Source organism: Sinomonas sp. ASV486, assembly GCF_030908215.1.
Taxonomy (GTDB): Bacteria; Actinomycetota; Actinomycetes; order Actinomycetales; family Micrococcaceae; genus Sinomonas; species Sinomonas puerhi.
Map to the genome: position 1 here is coordinate 227,575 of NZ_JAVFJK010000004.1, position 20,184 is coordinate 247,758.

Consider the following 20,184-nt stretch of genomic DNA (forward strand, 5'->3'; position numbering starts at 1 on the left):
CGCCGCTGTGAGCGCTCCGCCTGCCCTCCCCCACAGCATCGTCATCCTGGGCGGCGGCGTCGCAGGCTTCAGCGCCGCGCAGGAGTTGCGCGCCCGCGGCTACGGCGGCGTCCTCACCATCCTCTCCCCCGAGGGCCTGCCCTACGACCGACCGCCCCTGAGCAAGGGCTACCTCCTGGGCACCGAGGACTCTGCGAAGATCCTCTTCGCGCCGGCGCGCTGGTACGGCGAGCACGACGTCGCGGTGGTTGCCTCGCGTGCAACCGCCCTGAACGCGTCCGGCGGGAACCCGTCGGTGACGCTCGACGACGGGCGGGTCCTCGCCGCCGACCGCATCCTTCTCGCGACGGGCGGCCTCCCGCGGCGCCTCGCAATCCCCGGCGGTGAGCACGCGCTAACCCTCCGGTCCCGCGCCGACGCCGATGCCCTGCGCCGCGTGCTCGTCCCGGGCGCGCGGATCGTGATCGTGGGCGCGGGGCTCATCGGCGCCGAGGTGGCCTCCGCCGCCGCGTCGCTGGGCGGCAACGTGACTCTCATCGACCCGATCGACCTCCCCCTCGGCCCCGCGATGGGCGAGCACCTCGCGCGCAGACTGCACGCGATGCACGCAGAGCACGGCGTCCGCACGGTCACCGGCCTGCCGGCGGCGATCGAGGACGGGACGCACGACGCCGCCCCGCACCTCGTGCGGCTCGCCGATGGCCGCTCCGTTCCCGCCGACATCGTCGTGGCCGGCATCGGGATCACCCCGGACACCGACGTCGCCGAGGCCGCAGGCCTCGACGTGGACGACGGGATCCTCGTCGGCTCCGACGGCTCCACATCCCACCCGGCGATCTTCGCCGCCGGCGACGCGACCCGCACCCGGCAACCGGACGACGTCGTGCGCGGGGGCGCAGCGCGGCGAGCAGAGCACTGGGAAGCCGCCGTGCGTTCGGGCCAGGCCGCGGCGGCGGGCCTGCTCGGCCAGGCGCCGGCGGAGTTCGGAGCGCCGTGGTTCTGGTCGGACCGCTACGGCGTGCACGCTGAGGCGGTCGGCACGATGGATGCACGTCAGGAGCCGGGCGCGCGCGTCGTCCTCCGCACGGAGGACGGGACGGTCACGGGGGTCCCTGCAGCAGCCTTCCTCCTCGCCGAGGACGGTCGCCTGCTCGGGTGCGCGGCCGTTGACCAGCCGCTCGTCGTCCGGGCCGCGCGCCGCATCATCGACCGGGGGATCATCCCGGACCCCGAGCGCCTCGCCGACCCGACGGTCGATCCGCGGAAGCTCGCGCGCTGAACCTTTATCTTCTGTAGAGCAGAATCAGCGTGGCTCGGTGAGCCCCGCTGCATCGAGCGAGGCCGCGATGCTGCTGCAGCACGCCAGGAGTGCCTCGCGGGTTTCCGGCTCGTCGAGCGCCCCTGCCCGCGAGTCCGGCACGCTGAGCGAGACCCCCAGCCACGCGCGGTGGGACGAGCCGCCGCCCGGCGCCGGGACGGCGGCGCCCATCGCGACGAGCCCCGGCTCGGTGAGGCCCCTGTTGATGGCCACGCCGCTTTCGCGCACCGCGGCGAGCTCGGCCTCGAGCGCGCGGAGCGCCTCCTCGCCGAGCTGCTCGCCGGACATCTGCGCGCCTCGGCCCGTGAACAGCTGGCGGAGGGTTGCAGGGTCGAGGGTCGCAAGCATGGCCTTGCCGCCCGAGGACAGTCTCGCGGGAAGCACGGACCCAGTCCGGTCTCCCACCCGCAGGATCTGGCGGGACTCGGCACTCGCGAGGAAGCGCACACTCGTTCCGAACCGCGTCACGAGGTTGCTCGTCTCCCCTACCGTCGCCGTGAGCTCGTCGAGGTGCGGGAGAGCTCGGGCCACGACGTCCTGCAGCCGGCCGTGGCGGGAGTCGTCCGAGAACGCCGGCCCGGCGGTATACCGGCGGCCCTCGTCCTGGAGAGCGAACCCCCGGTAGACGAGCGTCGCGAGCAGACGGTGCGCGGTGGACTGCGCCACGCCGAGCCGTTCCGCCGCCTCGTGGACGCGCACCGAGTCGCGCTCTTGGAGCATGAGGATGAGCTGGAGCGCATTGTCTACCGATTCAATCGCGTAGGCCGGCTTCTTCACGATCTGAAACTTCTGCACAACAGAATCTTATGGTCATGTGAGCCACAACACCAGATGCTTGCTGTGTGACTTCTAGCGTTACCTCCTCTGCGCCCGGCAATGAAGCCGCCCGCAATGCCACCCGTGGCCCGGAATCGGGCCAGAGCCGCCGCGCCGCGATCATCGCGGTCGTCATCTGCTGGGGCCTCGTCGTGTTCGACGGGTACGACCTCATTGTCTATGGCACGGTCCAGAACAGCCTCATCGAGTCCACGGGCTGGGGCCTGAACGCTGCCTCGGCGGGCACGCTCGGCTCGATGGCCTTCGTGGGCATGATGCTCGGCGCCGTCTTCGCCGGCCGGCTCTCCGATGCGTGGGGCCGCCGCAAGGCGATCATCCTGTGCACCATCATCTTCTCGGTGGCCACGGTGCTCTGCGCCTTCGCGCCCAGTGCCCTCGCCTTCGGGCTCCTGCGTCTGGTCGCGGGCCTCGGACTCGGCGGACTCGTGCCGTCGGCCAACGCCCTAGCCGCCGAGCTCATCCCCTCGAAGTGGCGCGGATCGATGGCCACCCTCATGATGTCCGGAGTCCCGATCGGCGGCACCATCGCGGCGCTGCTGGGCCTCGGCGTGATCCCGGCCTTCGGCTGGCAGCCGATGTTCCTCGTCGCGATCATCCCTCTCGTCCTCTTCGTGCCGCTCGGCCTCGCCTTCTTCCCCGAGACGCTCGGTGCGGCCCGGACGGCGGCCGAGGACGCGGCGTCGACCGCACCCGGTTCCGAGTCCGCGGCCCGCACGACGCCGCGCGGCGGCTTTGCCGGCCTGTTCCGCGGTGGCTTCGGAGCGCTCTCGATCCTGTTCGCGGCGTCCACCCTCTTCACGCTCTTCGCGTGGTACGGGCTCGGGACCCAGCTGCCCAAGATCATGCACGATTCCGGCGCCAACCTCGGTCCGGCGCTGACCTTCACCATCGCACTCAACCTCGGCGCGGTCGCGGGGTCCATCATCACCGCGTGGGCCGGAGACAAGTTCGGCACCGTCAAGGTGTCCGTCATCGCTGCGGGCCTCGCCGGAATCGCGCTGATCGCCCTCCTCGTGACGCCTGCCTCGAACACGGCGTTCATCTACGCCGCCCTCGTGATCGCCGGCGTCGGAACGCACGGAACCCAGTCCCTCGTGATCGGCGCGATCGCCTCGCACTACCCGAGCGAACTGCGCGGCACCGCGCTCGGATGGGCACTCGGCATCGGCCGCATCGGCGCGGTCCTCGCACCGCAGCTCTCCGGCCTGATGCTCGCCACGAAGACCGTCCCGCCGTCGATGAACTTCCTCATGTTCGGCGGCGCGGCCATCGTCTCGGCGGTCTTCCTGGCCGTCATCGTGGCCCGCGACCTCAAGAGCCGCAAGACCGCTCTCGTCGCCGCCTAACGCAGCAGACAGCGACGCACGACGGCGGGGGGGCGGCGGGGCCCGCGGGGGGCCGGCCCCCCCCCCCCGGGGGGCCCCGCACCCCCCCGCCCCCCCCCCCCCCCGGGGGGGGGGGGGGGGGGCCGGGGGGGGCCCCCCCCCCCCCGCCGCCGTGCGTGAAGAAAGAGCGTCAGGCGAACGCCGACCCTACCCCGAAGACCACGGCCGCGAGCGCGAAGCCCATCACGCCGATGAGTGTCTCCATGACGGTCCACGTGGCGAGGGTCGTCTTGACGTCCATGCCCATGAACCGGCCAACCATCCAGAAGCCCGCGTCGTTGACATGCGAGACCACCACGGAGCCCGCCGCGACGGCAACGACGAGCGCCGCGAGCTGCACGCCGTTGAGCCCCGCCCCGGTGACGGCGGGCGCGAGGAGGCCCGCCGCCGTCGTGAGCGCGACGGTCGCGGAACCCTGGGCGATTCGCAGGATTGCGGAGATGAGGAAGCCCGCGAGGATGAGCGGGATCCCGGCGCCCCCGAGCACGTCCGCGAGCGCCTTGCCGATGCCGGACGTGCGCAGCACGGCACCGAACATGCCGCCCGCGCCGGTGATGAGGATGACGGAGCAGACCGGACCGAGCGAGGACTCGAGCAGCTTCTCGAGGACCGATCCGTGCAGGCCGCGCCGCGCACCGAGCACGAGCGCGGCGACGAGCAGGGAGATGAGCAGCGCAACGGGCGTCTCGCCGAGCGCACGCAGGATCTGGAACCACGTCTGGCCGCTCACCGACTTGCTGATCACACCGGCGGTCGCGAGCGTCCCGAGCCCGGTGTTGAGGAAGATGAGCACGAGCGGCAGGAGGAGGATGCCCACCACGGTGCGGAAGCGCGGCGGGTGCGACTCCGCCTCGGCATCAGCGTGGCCGAGGATCTCCGGCACGGGCAGCACGAGCTTTCCGCCGGTCCACAGGCCGTAGAGGTACGCGGCGACGTACCACGTGGGGATCGCGACGATGAGCCCCACGATCGTCACGATGCCCACGTTCGCGCCGAGGATCGCGGAGGCGGAGACCGGGCCGGGGTGCGGGGGAAGGAACACGTGCATCACGGAGAACGCGCCGACGGCCGGCAGGCCGTACCGCAGCACTCCGCCGCCCATGCGCTGGGCCACTGCGAACACGACCGGGAGCATGACCATGAGGCCGGCGTCGAAGAAGATCGGGAAGCCGAACAGGAGCGAGGCGAGGCCGAGCGCGAACGGGGCACGCTTCTCGCCGAAGATCCCGATGAGGTAGTCGGCGAGCACCTTCGCGCCGCCGGAGGTCTCGACGATCCGGCCAAGCATCGTGCCGAGCCCCACGAGGAGCGCGACTGTCCCGAGGGTCGTGCCGAAGCCGTTGACGAGGACGTTGACCACCTGCGCCGGCGGAATCCCGGTGGCGAAGGCCGTCAGCAGGCTCACCACGATGAGCGCGAGGAGCGCATGCATCTTGAACTGCATGATGAGCACGAGCAGTACGGCGATCGCGGCCGCCGCTATGGCGAGGAGCGGCCCAGCGCCGAGCGTCTGGGTCCATCCTTCGATGGTCATGGTTCTCCTTGGGGTTCTTCGGGGTGTGGGGTTCGACCGTCAGCGCACGACGGCGCGTTGGGCGGGTTCGTCGGTCGGGTGCAGTGAGGCGGCGATCGCCTCGACGAGGCGTTCGGGACTCTCGGAGATGTCCAGACGGAGGCTGCCGGCCCGGAGCTCGTCAACGGTGAGCGGTTCGAGGGTCCTGAGCTGGCTCGGGAGGAGTCCGGCGGGCATGAAGTGGCCCGCGCGCGAGGCCATGCGCTCCGCGAGGAGGGCCGGGTCGCCGTCCAGGTGGGCGAAGACCACGCGTCCGCCCGCTTCGGAGAGGAGGTCCCGGTAGGACCGCTTGAGCGCCGAGCACGTCAGCACGGTGCTGTGTCCGTCGCGCGCCTGCCCGGTCATCCAGTCGCGGATGCTGCGCAGCCACGGCCAGCGCTCCGCGTCCGTGAGCGCGATGCCGGCCGTCATCCTGGCGATATTGGACGCCGGATGGAACTCGTCGGCCTCCGCGATCCGCCAGCCGAGTCGCTCGGCCAGGGCCGCCGAGACCGTTGTCTTGCCGGATCCGGCAACACCCATGACCACCACATGCAGGGGTTCCATGGCTCTCTACCTCCGCAGAAGACGTCGTTGGCTTCCGAAGAAGCTCTGCAGGCCCGCGAACGCCGGCCCGGCAAGAAAGATAGCACCATTGTTTTGGCATTGGTAGTACTTTAATTGTCATAGGTCACATCTATCGTCGCGAGCGGCTAGGCTGAACCCACGCGGACACGGAAGGCGGGGCATGTCGACGGCGACACCTCAGGAGGCCAGCGCCCAGCAGGAGGCCAAGGCGGAAGGCGGCCTGCACCAGCGCATGCTGGACGCGCTCGGCGAGCGCATCGCGTCTGGGCTCCTGCCGCCCCATTCACGCCTGACCCTTGACGACCTCCAGCAGGAGTTCGGCGTCTCGCGCACGGTGGCCCGGGACACCATGCGCGTTCTGGAGTCGATGAACCTCGTCTACTCGCGACGCCGTGTGGGGATCGTCGTCCAGGAGCCTGAGCGATGGAATGTCTTCGACCCCAAGCTCGTGCGCTGGAGGCTCGCCTCCGGACGGCGCGACGAGCAGTACGCCTCGCTCCTGGAACTGCGCGTCGCCGTCGAGCCGATCGCCGCAGCAGGGGCCGCACACCGAGCGACGCCGGCCCAGAAGGCGGAGCTAGCTGGGCTCGCGGCCGAGCTGCGCCGGCTCGGCGAGGCAGGCGACCTCGAGGCCTTCCTTGCCGCCGACATCGCGTTCCACCGGCTCGTCCTTCACTCGTGCGGAAACGAGATGTTCGCGGCCCTCGACAACATGGTCGCCGAGGTCCTCACGAGCCGCACCCGGCAGGGTCTCATGCCCTTCCATCCGCGCCCCGAGGCGCTCGACGCGCACGAGGCCGTCGCATCGGCCGTCGCGGGCGGCAACGCCGCCGCAGCCGAGGAGTCGATGCACAGCGTTATCTCCGAGGTGCGGGGGGCCATGGGCCTCGGGTAACCCGGAAGCACGACGGGGGGGGGGGGGGCGGCGGGGGGGCGCGCGGGCCCCCCCCCCGGGGTCACCCCGCCCCCCCGCGGGGGGGGGGCGGGGGTCGGTGGGGCCGCGGCCCCCGCCCCGTCGTGCGTCAGGGGTTCCTGATGCTGCGATGCCTAGTGCTGGGATGCCTCGATCGCGGCCTTCGCGGCCGGGTCGGACTCGGTGAGGAACGTGTCGATCCGCTCGGGCTCGCCCACCTCGCCGATCGCCGCGGCAGCCCTGCCGAGCGAGTAGAGCGCCCGGAGGAATCCCTGATTGGGCTCATGCTCCCACGGGACGGGCCCCGCGCCACGCCATCCGTTGCGGCGCAGGGCGTCGAGGCCGCGGTGGTAGCCGACGCGGGCATACGCGTAGGACTCAACCGTGCTTCCCTCGTCCCAGGCCTCCTCGGCGAGGATCGCCCACAGGAGCGACGACTCCGGGTGCTTGACCACGAGGTCGCGGGCCTCCTGCCCCATCGCGAGGCCCTGGTACACCTCGCTCTCGGCCGGGAGCCGCGTGGGCTCCGGGCCGAGGAGGTTGGTGCGGAACTCGTCGCTCATTACTTGATGGACTTGCCGGCGGAACCGAGCTGCTGCGCTGCCTCGACGATGCGCGCGGCCATGCCGGCCTCGGCAAGGGCACCCCAGACGCGAGGGTCGTAGGTCTTCTTGTTGCCCACCTCGCCATCGACCTTGAGCACGCCGTCGTAGTTGGAGAACATGTGCCCGGCCACCGGCCGCGTGAAGGCGTACTGCGTGTCGGTGTCGATGTTCATCTTGATCACGCCGTAGGAGACGGCGTCCGCGATCTCCTGCTCGCTCGAGCCGGAACCGCCGTGGAACACGAGGTCGAACGGGCTGTCCTTGCCGACCTGTGCGCCGACCTGCGCCTGGATGTCCTTGAGGATCTCCGGGCGCAGCTTGACGTTGCCCGGCTTGTAGACGCCGTGGACATTGCCGAACGTCAGCGCCGTGATGTAGCGGCCGTTCTCGCCCGTCCCGAGGGCCTCGACGGTCGCGAGGCCATCGGCAACCGTGGAGTACAGCTTCTCGTTGATGGCGTTCTCGACGCCGTCCTCTTCGCCGCCCACGGCGCCGATCTCGACCTCGAGGATCATCTTCGCGGCCGAAGTGCGGGGCAGGAGCTCCTTGGCGACGCGGAGGTTCTCCTCGAGCGTCTCGGCGGAGCCATCCCACATGTGCGAGTTGAAGAACGGATTGCGTCCGGCCTTGACCTCGTCCTCGGACGCCGCGAGGAGCGGCAGCACGAAGCTGTCGAGCTTGTCCTTGGGGCAGTGGTCGGTGTGGAGCGCGATGTTGACGTCGTAGCTCTTGGCGACCTCGCGTGCGAACGCCGCGAAGCCGAGCGAGCCGACGACCATGTTCTTGACCGAGGCGCCGGACCAGTACGCCGCGCCGCCGGTGGAGACCTGGATGATGCCATCGGATCCGGCCTCGGCGAAGCCGCGGATGGCGGCATTGAGCGTCTGTGACGAGGTCACGTTCACCGCGGGGAATGCGTAGCCGCCGGCCTTGGCGGAGTCGATCATCTCTGCGTACTTCTCAGGGGTGGCGATAGGCATTGAGTGCTCCTCGACAGTGGCTCGACGGGGTATCACGCGGGTCGCGTGGTTTGGCCACTGCCCATCCTAGCGAGCGAGGTTCACGGGCGAGTTTCCATGGGTACAGATGACGGAGGGCGGTGGGTAGACGGGCTCGGGATCTCACAGGATTCGAAAATAACTCTAGTGTTTGGATAACTCAGTCTATAGTATAGGAATATAGATTCGAATCAATTGGACTGAGGGGGTTCAGGATGCCGACTGCAGGACTACGGTCCGCTGCGGAGCTCGAGTTCATCTCGCGCCACCCGGACGCCCTCCATGGTTCGCTCAGCCTCGATCCCCAGGCCCTCGACACTCCGGATGGGGTGTCCCAGGCGCTTCGGGCACTCGCAGACTTCGATTCCTTCAGCGCCAGCCTGCGCGCACTCCTCATCGACCGGCACACCCAGCACGTGGCAGAGACTCCTCTGGCGGGGCGGGAATCGCAGCCCACCCGGTTCGGTGGGGACGTCGAGCACGCCGCTGCGGTCGCCGAGATAGCCTCCCTGCAGAACACATCGGAGGCTGCCGCCGCTCGGACCATGAATTTCTCCGTGGCCCTCGTCAACCTCCACCCAGCGCTCCACGAGGCCCTCGCGGCGGGAGACATCACCGAGGCCCACGCCCGGGCTATCGTCGATCAGGCGTCGTCCCTGCCCGAATCCGTCGCCGAGGCCTTCGGCATCGAGGCGCTCTCACGGCTCCATACCCGCAAGGGACGTGTCCGGACCCCGGGCGAGTTCCGCGCAGTCGTCCGCGATCTGCGTGAGCGCCTCCACCCGGAGTCGATCGTGAGGCGGCGCGCGGCCGCACGCGAAGATCGCCGCGTGTGGCTCCAGCCGGACGAGGACGGCATGTGCACGCTGTCCGCGCTCCTGCCCGCCGAGACGGCAACATCCATGTACGCGCGCATCGACGCGGTCGCACGCTCGGCTCGCGGCCGCGAGGGCGAGGTCAGGACGCTCGCCCAGCTACGTGCCGACGCGTTCATCAACCTGGCCCTCGCGGACAGGCTCGATCCGGCCAGCACCGGAACGCCCGCGGCGTCCGTACCGTCTCCCGAAGAACTGCTCGGCGGCGTCAAGGCGGAGATCGTCGTGCATATTCCGCTCGCGGTGGCGCTCGGAGCGTCCGACGACGTTGCCCAGCTCGAGGGCTACGGCGTTATCGACGCCGATACCGCGCGGCTGCTTGCGGCGGCCGCGCCGACGTGGCAGCGCATCTTCACGGACGACGAGGGGGTTCCCGTCAAGCTCGGGCGGAGCACCTATCGACCGCCGGCAGGCTTGGTCCGCTTCATCCAGTACCGCGATGGCACGTGTCTCGTCCCCGGATGTTCGTGCGCGGCGAGGCGGTCTGAGATCGACCACACGATCGAATGGCAGGACGGCGGCACTACCGATGCCGAGAACCTCACCCTGCTCTGCCCCAAGCACCACGCACTGAAGTCACTGGCCCTCTTTCGTCTCCGCAGAGAGGCAGCCGAGGGCTCGGCGCCCACCGTCGCGGGCACGAAGCTCCCCAAAGAGCCACCCAAGGTCAGCGGCCAGCTCCTCTGGGAAACCCTTCTCGGCACAATTCTGCCCGCCGAGCCCCTGAGCCGCGACCACATCCTGGGACCGCGAACCGTCAGGCTCCCCGCCGGACCAGTTGAAACAGTCGAAACTGCCGAACTGGCCGGGCCGCGCGGTCCGCGCGGGCCGCGAGACCCCGAAATGCCTCCTACGCCAACGCCGCGCGACTCCCCATTACCTAAGCCGCCACCGGCGCGCGGTTCATGGGACATTCAAACGTCTGACGGCGACGAACCGCCGCCCTTCTAAGACGCGTCGCTTCGGCTGCCTTCAACATCCCGCGCTCATCCAGCGTCCCGCTCGACGCCCCGCGCTCATCCAGCGTCCCGCTCAACGCCCCGCGCTCATCCAGCGTCCCGTCCTGCGTCCCGCTCAACGCCCCGTCCTGCGTGTCGGATCTTCTCCTCGACCTCGCCTGCCGACGGGTAAGACGGCTGAGCCCCGGGACGCGTGGTGGCGAGGGCTGCGGCAACCGAGGCGTAGCGCGCCGCGTCCTCGAGGCTGTCGCCGGCGGCGAGGCGGACCGTGACGGCAGCGGTGAACCCATCGCCGGCGCCGGTCGTGTCCACCGGCACAACCGGCGTGGACTCGAGGGACACCACGGCTGCCGCCGGGTCGGGATCGAGAAGCACTGCGCCTCGGGCGCCTAGGGTCACGATGACCTTGCGGAACCCGGCCCTGACGAACGCTGGCCCGGCCTCCGCCCAGTCCGTGGCAGTCCAATCCGAACTGGGCTCGAGATCGCCGCTGCCCAGGAGCTGTCCGGCCTCGCGCGCGTTGACGAGGAGCACGTCCGTGCAGGCTGCGAGCTCAGGGGGGATCGCGGCGTAAGGGGACAGGTTCAGGATGACTGTCGCTCCCGCGTCACGCCCCGCCTGCGCGGCCGCGAGCACCGTGGGCATGGGGACCTCGAGGCACAGGCACACCACTGCTGCGCCCTCGAAAACAGAGTGCGAGCGCGCCGCCGCAATGTCCCCAGGGGCCAGCATCCCGTTCGCGCCGGGAATGATCACGATGCTGTTCTCGCCGCGGGCGTCGACAGTGATGCCCGCGACGCCGCTCGGCACACCGGCAACCACGCGCACCGCCGAGACGTCTACGCCCGCAGCCTCGGCGGAGGCGCGCAGCATCTCGCCGTGGGCGTCGTCCCCGACTGCGCCCACGAGCCGCACCCTCGCCCCGAGCCGCGCCGCCGCAACGGCCTGATTCGCGCTCTTGCCGCCCGGATGGACGGCGAAGTCGGCGCCCGCCACTGTCTCCCCGGGATCCGGCATCCGCTCAGCGGAGAAGACGAGGTCCGCGTTCAACGAGCCCACCACAACCACGCTGGAGTCCATGCGAGTCATGGTAGGCGGCTCCGCGATGAGGTCTCCGCGCTGGGCACTGCCTCCCCACGCGAAAGGCGACGCGCACGACGGCGGGTGGGTGCCGCCGTCGTGCGCCTCGCCGTCACGCCCCTCGCTCACGGTGAGAAGGCGCCTGAGGAGCTTGCCTCAGTGCTGGGCCGCGACCTGCTGCGCGAACGCCTCGGTCATGCTTCCGACGCCCGTGACGTCGTCATAGCCCTTCGTCGCCGTCAGGGACGTGTCGAGGCCCAGGGTCGCCATCCAGGTGAGGCCCGTGGCCGGGTAGGCGCGGACGAGGTTGATGGAAGTCGCTGGGGAGGTGACATCCCTCATCGCAGCGCCCGGGGCGGCTGCCGCCTGATAGACCGCCGGGTTCGCGAAGCCGATTCGCTTGTTGGACGCAGCCTGCGCGCTGGCCATGAGCCCCGCCGTGAGCGGGCACGAGAGCGAGGTGCCGCCGATCCGCTCCTCGGAGTAGCTGCCGGTGTTCAGCGAGTGGTCGTTGGTGATGGGGCTGAAGCCGATCCGGAACCCCGTCCACACATCAGCGAGCGCCGAGACGTCCGGCGAAACGCGCTTGCCGTTCGCGAGCGACGCCGGAACGAGCCCGGTCTGGTATGCAGGCTGGTCGAAGTCCGCGCTCCGGCCGCCGCCGGCACCGTACTGGAAGACGCCCGGAAGTGCACCGGCGTAGGTCAGAGTACCGTCGGCCTGCGCGAGGATCCGCTGGCGCGTGGTTCCCCACGCGGTCTCCCACAGATAGTTGTTGGACTGGTCGAGCGCGAGGCTCGTGCCGCCCACCGACGTCACGAATGGCGAGCTCGCCGGGAAGTCCGGGGAGGTGTAGCCGAGCGCCTTCTTCTCGTCGCCGCTGTCGCCGCTCGAGAAGTACAGCCCGATGCCCTCGGCCGCGGCCTGGAGGTGCTGGTGGACCTCCCCTGCGAGCTGATCGGGCGCTACGGCCTCGCCGACGTACCCGTAGCTGTTGCTCACGATGTTCGCGAGCTGGCCGTCGAGGATCTTCGACATGGCGATGTCCAGCCCACCGGCACAATTCGAGCCTCCGGCGTAGAGGATGTTCGCGCCAGGGGCGGTGGAGTGCACGGCCTCGACGTCGAGCGCCTCTTCGCCCTGCCAGCCACTCGGCTCTGCGCAGAGCGCCTGGTCGTAATAGACGCTCGGAAGGATCTCGCGGTAGGAAGTCGAGGTCAGCGCCGGAAGGCCGTGGAGCGACGCGTACTGGTTGGCGTCAGAGAGCATCGTGGGCGCCGCGAAGGCGTCGATGATCGCCACAGTCTGCCCCGCGCCGGCCGTCGCATTCATCGCGACGCCGTTGCCGAGTCCATACGTCGCCTGGATCTGGCCTGGCGTATAGCCGCACAGGACGGTCGGGGCCGACGTCGCGCCGGTCGCGGTCCTGGGGACCGTCACCTCGTGTTCGTCCCAGTAGTGGGAGCACGGAGTCGCGACCGGCACTGCGGAAGCGGTCTGGCCGCCCGGCGAGGCGTCCGCGCCGTCGGCAATGTTGTCCGGGCGGGTGAGGAGGCGGCCCTGATCGATGCTGACGGACGAGACCAGGCCGGCGATGTCGCCGGGAACGGTCGGTGCCCGGTCCGGCCCGATGAGATCGGTGCCCTGCACGGAGTACGTCTGTTCCGCGACCTGGAATGCTGCGTTGACCTCCGCGACGGTGCCACGGAAGACGACGTACATCCCACTGTCCGGCACCCCCGTGATGACCATGCCCTGCGCCTGGATCCAGGCGACCACCTTGTCTGTAGCCGCCTGCGCGGGCGCGTATTGGGACTTCCACTGGGCGGCAGTCAGGTACTGGCCGTACTGCGGGTTTCCGGGAGTCGAGACGGCAGTAGCGAAGGCCGTGGCCGCTGCTTCGTTGGGCAGCTTGAGGTATATCTCCCCCTCGACGGTGGTGTTGGTCAGGGGGATCCCAGTCTTCGTCCGTGCCCCGGCCCACGGCGGCACTGAGCCGGGGAAGGACTTGGAACTCGAGGGCGGCGGATTGGGCGGCGCCGCCGCGGCGCTCGATACACCTACCGCCGCGAGTCCGAGGGTGCAGCCCACGGCCGCGGTGGCGGCGAGGGCACGCAGGGAAAACCGATGAGAACCGCGATGGGGCGCCATGCTTCTTCTCCCGTTCTGCCGGACACCCCAGCGGGTCCGGCTGCAGCGAGACTAGTTGTGAAGCGACCCTTGCAGGAAGTGCGCAGAAGCTGAGAGTTTGCCATGAGTTTTGCGACAGCCAAGGTAGCCGTTAGGCTGGACTCTGCGCAGGGGAGTATCCCAAGCGCTGCACACGTCAGCACGTCGGGCGCCGGAGCCCGGCCGGGTGCAGCGGCCAGCCCACACATCGGGCGGGTGGAGAGACTTGTGGCGATATCGCCTACCTGCGAAAGGGACCCTTTCCATGTCCGTATCACCGCTCGTCTGGACCATCACCATCGTGGTGATCCTGGCCCTGCTGGCCTTCGACTACTTCTTCCACATCCGCAAGGCGCACGTGCCCACGCTCAGGGAAGCGGCGGTGTGGTCCTCGATCTACGTCGGCGCCGCGGTGCTGTTCGGCGTCGTCCTGCTCGTCTTCGGCGGCTCGACCATGGGCGGCGAGTATTTCGCCGGCTTCATCACGGAGAAGGCCCTCTCCGTGGACAACCTCTTCGTGTTCCTGGTGATCATGGCGAGCTTCCGGGTTCCTCGCGAGGACCAGCAGAAGGTCCTCCTGTTCGGCATCGTGTTCGCCCTCATCGCGCGCTCAGCGTTCATCTTCGCCGGCGTGGCGCTCATCAACGCGTTCTCGTGGGTCTTCTATCTCTTCGGCCTCATCCTGCTCATCACCGCCGGCAACCTGCTCAAGGGCGAAGACTCAGGCGATGAGGAGGCGGACAACTTCGTCATACGCCTGGCCCGCAAGTTCCTGCGCACCTCCGAGCACTACGACGGCGACAGGCTCTTCACCGTTGAGAACGGCAAACGCGTCCTCACCCCCATGCTCCTCGTCATGGTCGCAATCGGCGGCACGGACCTGCTCTTCGCCCTCGACTCGATTCCGGCGATCTTCGGCCTGACCCAGAACGCGTACGTCGTCTTCACCGCGACCGCGTTCTCGCTCATGGGCCTGCGCCAGCTGTTCTTCCTGCTCGACGGCCTGCTCGACCGCCTCATCTACCTCTCGTACGGCCTCGCCGCGATCCTCGCGTTCATCGGCGTCAAGCTCGTCCTCCACGCGCTGCACGAGAACAACCTGCCGTTCATCAACGGCGGCGAGCACGTCCAGGTCTTCGAGATCACGACCGGCCTCTCCCTCACGGTGATCATCGGCGTCCTGCTCGTCACGGTCATCGCCTCGCTGTTCAGCAAGGCGGGCAAGGCGCACGCAGCCGTCAACAATGCCCGCCGCCATGCCGAGAGCTACCTCGACCTCGAGTACACGGCCGACCCCACCGAGCGCGAGCGGGTCTATCGGGAGCTCCTCGATGAAGAGAAGGACATCCTCGAGATGGACAAGAAGTACCGCGACAAGGTCAAGGACATCGACGCGATCCGCGCGAAGGTCGCCGAGGCGCATGCGAGGCACGCGGACTTCCTCGCGCGCTGACCACGGTGGTCTGGTGGGGGCAGAACCACGCGGGTGGAGATGAACTTGATCTATCGGGAGGTGGCCGTCCGTTCCGGCCCGGTGTGACCGGCGATCCACGCCGCGATCTGGACGCGAGAAGTGAACCCCAGCTTGGCGAGGATGTTCTCGACGTGGCCGTCGACCGTCCGTGGAGAGACGACGAGGGCCGCTGCGATCTCCTTGTTGCTGCGGCCTTCGGCGACGAGAGCAGCAATCTGGTGTTCCCGTTTGGTAAGCTTTGGGCCCGTCGTGTCGCGCTCCGGCCGCGGCGTCGTGGCGGCCTCCGGTGCGGGGGGTCCTGATCTGGCCGTGGCTAGAGCGAGTTCGATCGCCCTCTCCTTGGTCGGCACGGGAGGCAGAGCGAGGATGGCCTCGAACCGAGGCCCGCCCAGCCCCCGCCGGATGAGGGATGCGGCCCGTTCGGAATCGGCTTGGAGGTGCGGGCCGAAGGCTGAGATCGCTGTCCCGAGGCCCTTCCACACGGACTGGGCGGTGTGGAAGAGGACGGCGGCGTCCTCGTAGCGCCCGGTGGACGCAGTCGTCCAAGAGGTCTCATCGATCGTGAGCGCGATGCAGATGCCGTCCAGAAAGCCCTGCTGTATCTCGAGCGCAGCGATCTGACACTGCCGCGCGGCGTCGAGATCACCTAGATCGCGTTGGCAGAGTCCCGACACCCAATGGGAATAAGCCTGGGTCCAACGTTCACCGAGCTCCTCGCTTTCCCTGATGGCTTCCTGGCACGCGGCGAGTCCTTCTCGAGGACGTCCGGCATACGTTTGGGCCCACGACCGCTGGAAGAGCGCTATGAGTGCCGACATCGTGTCACCGACCCGGCGGTGGACGGCGATGGCTGCGTCGAACATTGCCAACGCGGGCTCCAGATTCCCTCCGAAGAGCTCGCGCAGCGCGTCCCAGTGGTCGGCATGGGCCGCAAGGACAGGATCATTCAGCAGGCGTGCGACGCGCCGGCACTCCTGCAGGTAACTGCGGGCGAGGCCCCTGTCGCCCTGAACGAGGCAAACCCATGCGGCGGCCCAGAGCGCATCCCCCCGCTCGGGGGTTGGTTCAGAAGAGAGCGCCAAGAAGCGGTCGAGCCACCGGCGCCCGTCGCTCAGGTTGCCGCCGGCGTGCCAGTGGTACCTCAGCAGCGCCGCGAGGCGCATCCCGGCGAGCTCCTCTCCCGGGGTGGAGGCTGACCAGTCAAGGGCCGAGAGGAGGTTGGCGTGGTCCCTCCGGGCCGCCGCGAGGCGCTCGGCCTGATCGGGACCGCACCACGAGGAGACCATTCTCGCCGCACGTGCGAGGAAGTGGTCGCGCTGCCGGCGGCGCAGCTGGGAGGCCTCGCCCGCGGCGTCGAGGAGCTCGGCGCCGTACTCCCGGAAGGTCATGAGCTGGCGGTAGCGCACCCGGCCGCCGCCCAGTTCACGAGGGCCCTCGAGCCGCTCGGCCAGTACCAGCGACTTGGAGACGAGGCGGTCCAAGAGGTCCAAGACGTCCTCCCGCGTGACCTCGCCGAAACCGCAGACGTCCTCGGCGGCCTCGAGGTCGAATCCCCCGGGGAACGCGGCCAGACGCGCCCATAGGAGTCGCTCTGCCGGGCTGCAGAGCTCGTAGCTCCAGTCGACGAGGGCCCGAAGGGTCTGCTGCCGCGGGACGGCGACGCGACTGTTGCCGGTGAGGAGGTCGAAGCGCCGGTCGAGCCGCTCCACGAGCTGGATGACTGAGAGGGAGCGCAACCGCGAGGCCGCAAGCTCGATCGCCAGCGGCATGCCGTCGAGCCTCTGGCACAGCTGCGCGACCGCGTGTCGGTTGGCGTCGGTGATTTCGAAGGTCGGGTCCACGCTGCGCGCCCTGTCCACGAGCAGGCGCACCGATTCGAACCCTTCGAGCGGGTCGGCCCCTGGCTGCGATTCTGCGGGCGCAGGGAGTGGCGGCACGCTGTAGACCTGCTCGCCGGGGATCCCGAGCGGCTCACGGCTCGTCGCGAGGATCCGCAGCCCTGGGGCGACTTCGAGGAGCTCGGACGCGAGGGGGGCGACGGCGTCGAGCAGGTGCTCACAATTGTCGACGACGATCAGGAGCTCGCGTTCCCTGAGGTAGTCCGCGAGCCGGTCAAGGGCCGAACGGTTGGACTGGTCGGGCAGCCTCAGGGCAGCGGCGACTTGGGATCCGACCAAGTCGCCGTCCTCCAACGCCGCCAGCTCGACCAGCCAAGTGCCGTCCCGGAAGGACTCCCCTGACCTAGCCACGAGTTCAACGGCGAGGCGCGTCTTGCCCACACCGCCGGGGCCCACGAGCGTCAGTAGCCGCGAGCGTGACATGAGCTCGCGCATCTCGGCAAGCTCCCGCCGTCTGCCGACAAAGCTCGTCAGGCCCTGGCCCCCGGACATGCGGCCGACCAGTGCAGCAGTGCTCATGACCCTCCTGTGATGCCAAACACGATACAGGTAGCCGAGGGGGTGACTTCACCCTGACCTGGGAAGGGCGAGAACCCTGCACCCATGACCCTCCTGTGATGCCCACCACAATACGGGTAGTCGAGACGGGTGATCTCACCCGGGTCTGTGAAGGGCGAGGAGATCACTCTGGATGCAGACGAACCAAGGATCCGAGGGTCACACGTCGTGGCCTGCGGTCCGGACAGTCCCGTCGCCACCACGACTAGTCGCCACCACGACTAAGGGAGGCCTGACATGAGCACTGATCCCCCATCCGCTGCGCACGAGCGCCGGTCACCCCAGCCTCCGCCCAGAGCCTGCACCTCATGCGGAATCGCGGCGGTCTGCGGCGGGCCGCCCGCAGCGCGGGAACCGGCCGGACCGGGCCCCGCGGCGTCAGCCGAGTCGGCCACAAGCTGACGGCCAGCCCCTCCCCATTGGGCATCAATTCGCCTCACAGCACACCGAATCAGTCCAAAGCACACCCATCTGAAGGAGCCAAAGGTGCCAAGCCTTGAGCGGTCACAGTGGTATGACCTCACACGCGACATGAACTGGACGTTTTCATACGTCAATGAAGAGGAGGTCTTCCCCGAGGAGATGTCCAACAGCTACGGCGTCGCAGCCCAGGACTGGTGGCCCTGGGACGAGCCGTACAAGGTGACCTACACGGAGTACGTCCACAACCAGTACGGCAAGGACGCCTCCGTGTACGCCGTCAACGCAGTCGTCGGGCGCTCGAAGATCTTCGAGTCGCTCGACCCGGGCTGGAAGTCCGCCATCCTCGCCCACTACGGCGCAATCGCCGTCCCCGAATACGTCGCCGGCATCGGCGAGTCGCGGATGGGCCGTTTCGGCCGGGCGGCCGCATGGCGCAACATGGCGATGTACGGCACGCTGGACGAGACCCGGCACGGGCAGATCCAGACCTACTTCCCGTACGGCCTCCTCGCAAAGGAGCCGCGGGCAGACTGGGCCCACAAGGCCTTCCACACGAACGAATGGGCCGCCATTGCCGCGCGCAGCCTCTTCGACGACATGTTCGCTGCCAACGACGCGGTCTCCACGGCCATCCAGCTGACCTTCACCTTCGAGACCGGTTTCACCAACCTGCAGTTCCTGGGCATGGCGGCCGACGCGATGAAAGTCGGCGACGTCGACTTCGGCTCGCTGATCTCCTCGATCCAGACCGACGAGGCGCGCCATTCGCAGCAGGGCGAGCCGACGGTGAAGATCCTGATCGAGCAGGGCAGAAAGGATGTTGCCCAGAAGCTGGTCGACCACATGTTCTGGCGGTCGTGGAAGGTCTTCGCGCTGCTGACGGGCCTGTCGATGGACTACTACACGCCGCTCGAGCATCGCACGCACTCCTTCAAGGAGTTCATGGAGGAGTTCATCGTCAAGCAGTTCCTCGAGCAGTTCCGGGACTTCGGTCTGGAGAAGCCCTGGTACTGGGACGAGCATTTCCTGCCCGAGCTCGACTGGCTCCACCACGCCTATCACGAGGGTGTCTGGACCTGGCGTCCGACCGTCTGGTGGAACCCCGACGCCGGCGTCTCGCCGGAGGAGCGCGACTGGCTGGAGTCGAAGTACCCGGGCTGGAACGAGACCTTCGGCCGGCACTGGGACGTCGTGGGCGAGAACATCCGCGACGGCCACGAAGAACTCACCCTCCCCGAGACGCTGCCGATCGTCTGCAACATGTGCCAGGTCCCGATCTGTACCCCGGCGGGCCACGCCGCGGGCAAGCTCGATAGCCCGCTCCCGCACACCGTGATCCACGAAGGCCGTCAGTACAACTTCTGCTCCGTGCCCTGCAAGTGGATCTTCGAGGAGCAGCCCGAGCGGTTCGCAGGCCACACCACCCTCGTGGACCGGTTCCTCGCCGGCGAGATCCAGCCGCCAGATCTGGCGGGCGCCCTCGCCTACATGAGCCTCTCCCCGGAGGAGTGCGGCCGGGACGCCACCAACTACAGCTGGGCCCAGAAGCCCTACATCCCCGCAGCGACGCTCGTCGCCGCCGACCACTGAGGAGACCCCTGATGGCACTGTTCCCGCTGCAAGGCATGTTCGACGGCGATTTCCTCTTCATGCTCGTCCAGGTCGATGACCAGGACACGATGACGCAGGTCGCCGAGAAGGTCGCCCACCACGCCGTCGGCCGTCGCGTACCCGCGCAAGACCGGCCGATGCAGGTCCGCCACAACTCGGTCGTAGTCCCCGCGGACGCGACAGTGAGAAGCGCCAGCTTCGCCCCGATGGCCCTCGTGGAAGTCGGGTACGCGTGATGAGCGCCGACGTCCACCTCGGCGCCGACGTCGAGATCAAGTGGGTCGAGGTTCCTGAGGCGCAGGACATCTGGGAAGGCGACATCGTAGACGCCGAGGTCGACGGTGAGCAGGTCATCATCGTCCACCACCTCGACGGCTCGTACGACGCCTTCCAGGGTCTCTGCCCGCACCAGGAGGTACTGCTGGCCGACGGCAAGTGGGACGAGGAGTCCTGCGTGATCGCCTGCCCCGGCCACCTCTGGGAGTTCGACATGAAGAAGGGCGATGGCATCAACCCAAAGGGGTCCACGCTCTACCGCTACCCCGTCAAGGAGCAGGGCGGCGTGGTCCGCGTCGGCATCCCCCAGGACGGCGAGGCCCACTACACCAAGTCCTACGAGAGCTGAGGCTGACATGACGCAGACCTACAACAAGAACCTGCTCGTCGGCCCAGTCATCCGCGGCTTCGATCCGGACCTCGCCGAGGCTGTGCTGGCTGCGATCGAGCGAGACAACCCCGAGGCCGAGGTGATGGTCGACGATCAGGGCGGCTATGTCCGCATCCACACCCCCGGCCGGTGTGTGCTGACCCGCGACACGCTCGAGGACGAACTCGGCTACACCTACCCGATCACTCGGCTGGAGCAGGCGCTCGCCTCCTTCTCCGGTCGCGTGCGCACCTCCGACGACAGCATCGAGTGGTACCTCGAGAGGACCAACTGA

Annotated in this window: 17 protein-coding genes; 9 read left to right on the forward strand and 8 right to left on the reverse strand. The window is 68.9% G+C overall.

The features are described 5' to 3' along the window. Positions 1-7: 7 nt before the first annotated feature. Positions 8-1,279, forward strand: coding sequence for an FAD-dependent oxidoreductase (locus tag RBS60_RS07655; RefSeq protein WP_307956949.1), 1,272 nt, complete (start codon positions 8-10; stop codon positions 1,277-1,279). Positions 1,280-1,303: 24 nt separating this feature from the next. Here RBS60_RS07655 and RBS60_RS07660 read toward each other — a convergent pair whose 3' ends face one another. Further along, complete coding sequence (locus RBS60_RS07660) at positions 1,304-2,113, reverse strand: IclR family transcriptional regulator (protein ID WP_307956950.1); 810 nt, start codon at positions 2,111-2,113, stop codon at positions 1,304-1,306. A 47-nt stretch (positions 2,114-2,160) separates the two neighbouring features. On the opposite strand from RBS60_RS07660, the gene RBS60_RS07665 reads away from it, so the two are divergent. Continuing rightward, positions 2,161-3,501, forward strand: a complete 1,341-nt coding sequence (locus RBS60_RS07665) for an aromatic acid/H+ symport family MFS transporter (protein ID WP_307956951.1) — start codon at positions 2,161-2,163, stop codon at positions 3,499-3,501. Positions 3,502-3,670: 169 nt separating this feature from the next. Here the strand turns inward: RBS60_RS07665 and RBS60_RS07670 are convergent, their stop codons facing one another. Together RBS60_RS07670 and RBS60_RS07675 are read right to left on the reverse strand one after the other, a co-directional pair. Beyond that, the gene (locus tag RBS60_RS07670; RefSeq protein WP_307956952.1) at positions 3,671-5,074 is read right to left on the reverse strand and encodes a GntP family permease; all 1,404 of its coding nucleotides are present in this window, start codon (positions 5,072-5,074) and stop codon (positions 3,671-3,673) included. Positions 5,075-5,113: 39 nt separating this feature from the next. Continuing rightward, positions 5,114-5,659 (reverse strand): gluconokinase, encoded by a 546-nt coding sequence (locus RBS60_RS07675; RefSeq protein WP_307956953.1) that lies wholly within the window; start codon positions 5,657-5,659, stop codon positions 5,114-5,116. Positions 5,660-5,840: 181 nt separating this feature from the next. Here RBS60_RS07675 and RBS60_RS07680 point away from each other — a divergent pair, with 181 nt between their 5' ends. Beyond that, a complete protein-coding gene (locus RBS60_RS07680; RefSeq protein ID WP_307956954.1) occupies positions 5,841-6,575 on the forward strand; it encodes an FCD domain-containing protein in 735 nt (244 codons plus the stop codon). Between the two features lie 152 nt (positions 6,576-6,727). Here the strand turns inward: RBS60_RS07680 and RBS60_RS07685 are convergent, their stop codons facing one another. Together RBS60_RS07685 and fbaA are read right to left on the reverse strand one after the other, a co-directional pair. Continuing rightward, positions 6,728-7,156 carry a DUF3151 domain-containing protein gene (locus RBS60_RS07685; RefSeq protein WP_307956955.1) on the reverse strand — a complete coding sequence of 143 codons (429 nt, stop codon included), beginning with the start codon at positions 7,154-7,156 and terminating at the stop codon, positions 6,728-6,730. Beyond that, positions 7,156-8,178 carry a class II fructose-bisphosphate aldolase gene (gene fbaA, locus RBS60_RS07690; protein ID WP_307956956.1) on the reverse strand — a complete coding sequence of 341 codons (1,023 nt, stop codon included), beginning with the start codon at positions 8,176-8,178 and terminating at the stop codon, positions 7,156-7,158. The genes RBS60_RS07685 and fbaA overlap by 1 nt, the downstream gene beginning before the upstream one ends. Positions 8,179-8,411: 233 nt before the next feature. Between fbaA and RBS60_RS07695 the strand changes: the two genes are divergently transcribed. Continuing rightward, the gene (locus RBS60_RS07695) at positions 8,412-10,022 is read left to right on the forward strand and encodes a DUF222 domain-containing protein (RefSeq protein ID WP_307956957.1); all 1,611 of its coding nucleotides are present in this window, start codon (positions 8,412-8,414) and stop codon (positions 10,020-10,022) included. A gap of 95 nt (positions 10,023-10,117) precedes the next feature. On the opposite strand, the gene RBS60_RS07700 is transcribed toward RBS60_RS07695, so the two are convergent. After that, positions 10,118-11,110, reverse strand: a complete 993-nt coding sequence (locus tag RBS60_RS07700) for a ribokinase (RefSeq protein ID WP_307956958.1) — start codon at positions 11,108-11,110, stop codon at positions 10,118-10,120. A 156-nt stretch (positions 11,111-11,266) separates the two neighbouring features. Next, a complete protein-coding gene (locus tag RBS60_RS07705; protein ID WP_307956959.1) occupies positions 11,267-13,261 on the reverse strand; it encodes a S53 family peptidase in 1,995 nt (664 codons plus the stop codon). Positions 13,262-13,544: 283 nt separating this feature from the next. On the opposite strand from RBS60_RS07705, the gene RBS60_RS07710 reads away from it, so the two are divergent. After that, entirely contained in the window at positions 13,545-14,732 is a 1,188-nt protein-coding gene (locus RBS60_RS07710) for a TerC/Alx family metal homeostasis membrane protein (RefSeq protein ID WP_307956960.1), read from the forward strand. Between the two features lie 50 nt (positions 14,733-14,782). Here RBS60_RS07710 and RBS60_RS07715 read toward each other — a convergent pair whose 3' ends face one another. After that, positions 14,783-17,170 (reverse strand): LuxR C-terminal-related transcriptional regulator, encoded by a 2,388-nt coding sequence (locus RBS60_RS07715; RefSeq protein WP_307956961.1) that lies wholly within the window; start codon positions 17,168-17,170, stop codon positions 14,783-14,785. A gap of 525 nt (positions 17,171-17,695) precedes the next feature. Between RBS60_RS07715 and RBS60_RS07720 the strand changes: the two genes are divergently transcribed. The 4 genes from RBS60_RS07720 to RBS60_RS07735 are packed head-to-tail and all read left to right on the forward strand — an operon-like array spanning position 17,696 to position 20,184. Then, positions 17,696-19,222 carry a YHS domain-containing protein gene (locus RBS60_RS07720; protein WP_307956962.1) on the forward strand — a complete coding sequence of 509 codons (1,527 nt, stop codon included), beginning with the start codon at positions 17,696-17,698 and terminating at the stop codon, positions 19,220-19,222. An 11-nt stretch (positions 19,223-19,233) separates the two neighbouring features. Continuing rightward, on the forward strand, positions 19,234-19,479 hold the full coding sequence (locus RBS60_RS07725) for a toluene-4-monooxygenase system B family protein (protein WP_307956963.1): 246 nt from the start codon (positions 19,234-19,236) through the stop codon (positions 19,477-19,479). Further along, positions 19,479-19,868 carry a Rieske 2Fe-2S domain-containing protein gene (locus tag RBS60_RS07730; protein ID WP_307956964.1) on the forward strand — a complete coding sequence of 130 codons (390 nt, stop codon included), beginning with the start codon at positions 19,479-19,481 and terminating at the stop codon, positions 19,866-19,868. Before RBS60_RS07725 ends, RBS60_RS07730 begins: the two co-directional genes overlap by 1 nt. Positions 19,869-19,875: 7 nt before the next feature. Beyond that, positions 19,876-20,184, forward strand: coding sequence for an MmoB/DmpM family protein (locus RBS60_RS07735; protein ID WP_307956965.1), 309 nt, complete (start codon positions 19,876-19,878; stop codon positions 20,182-20,184).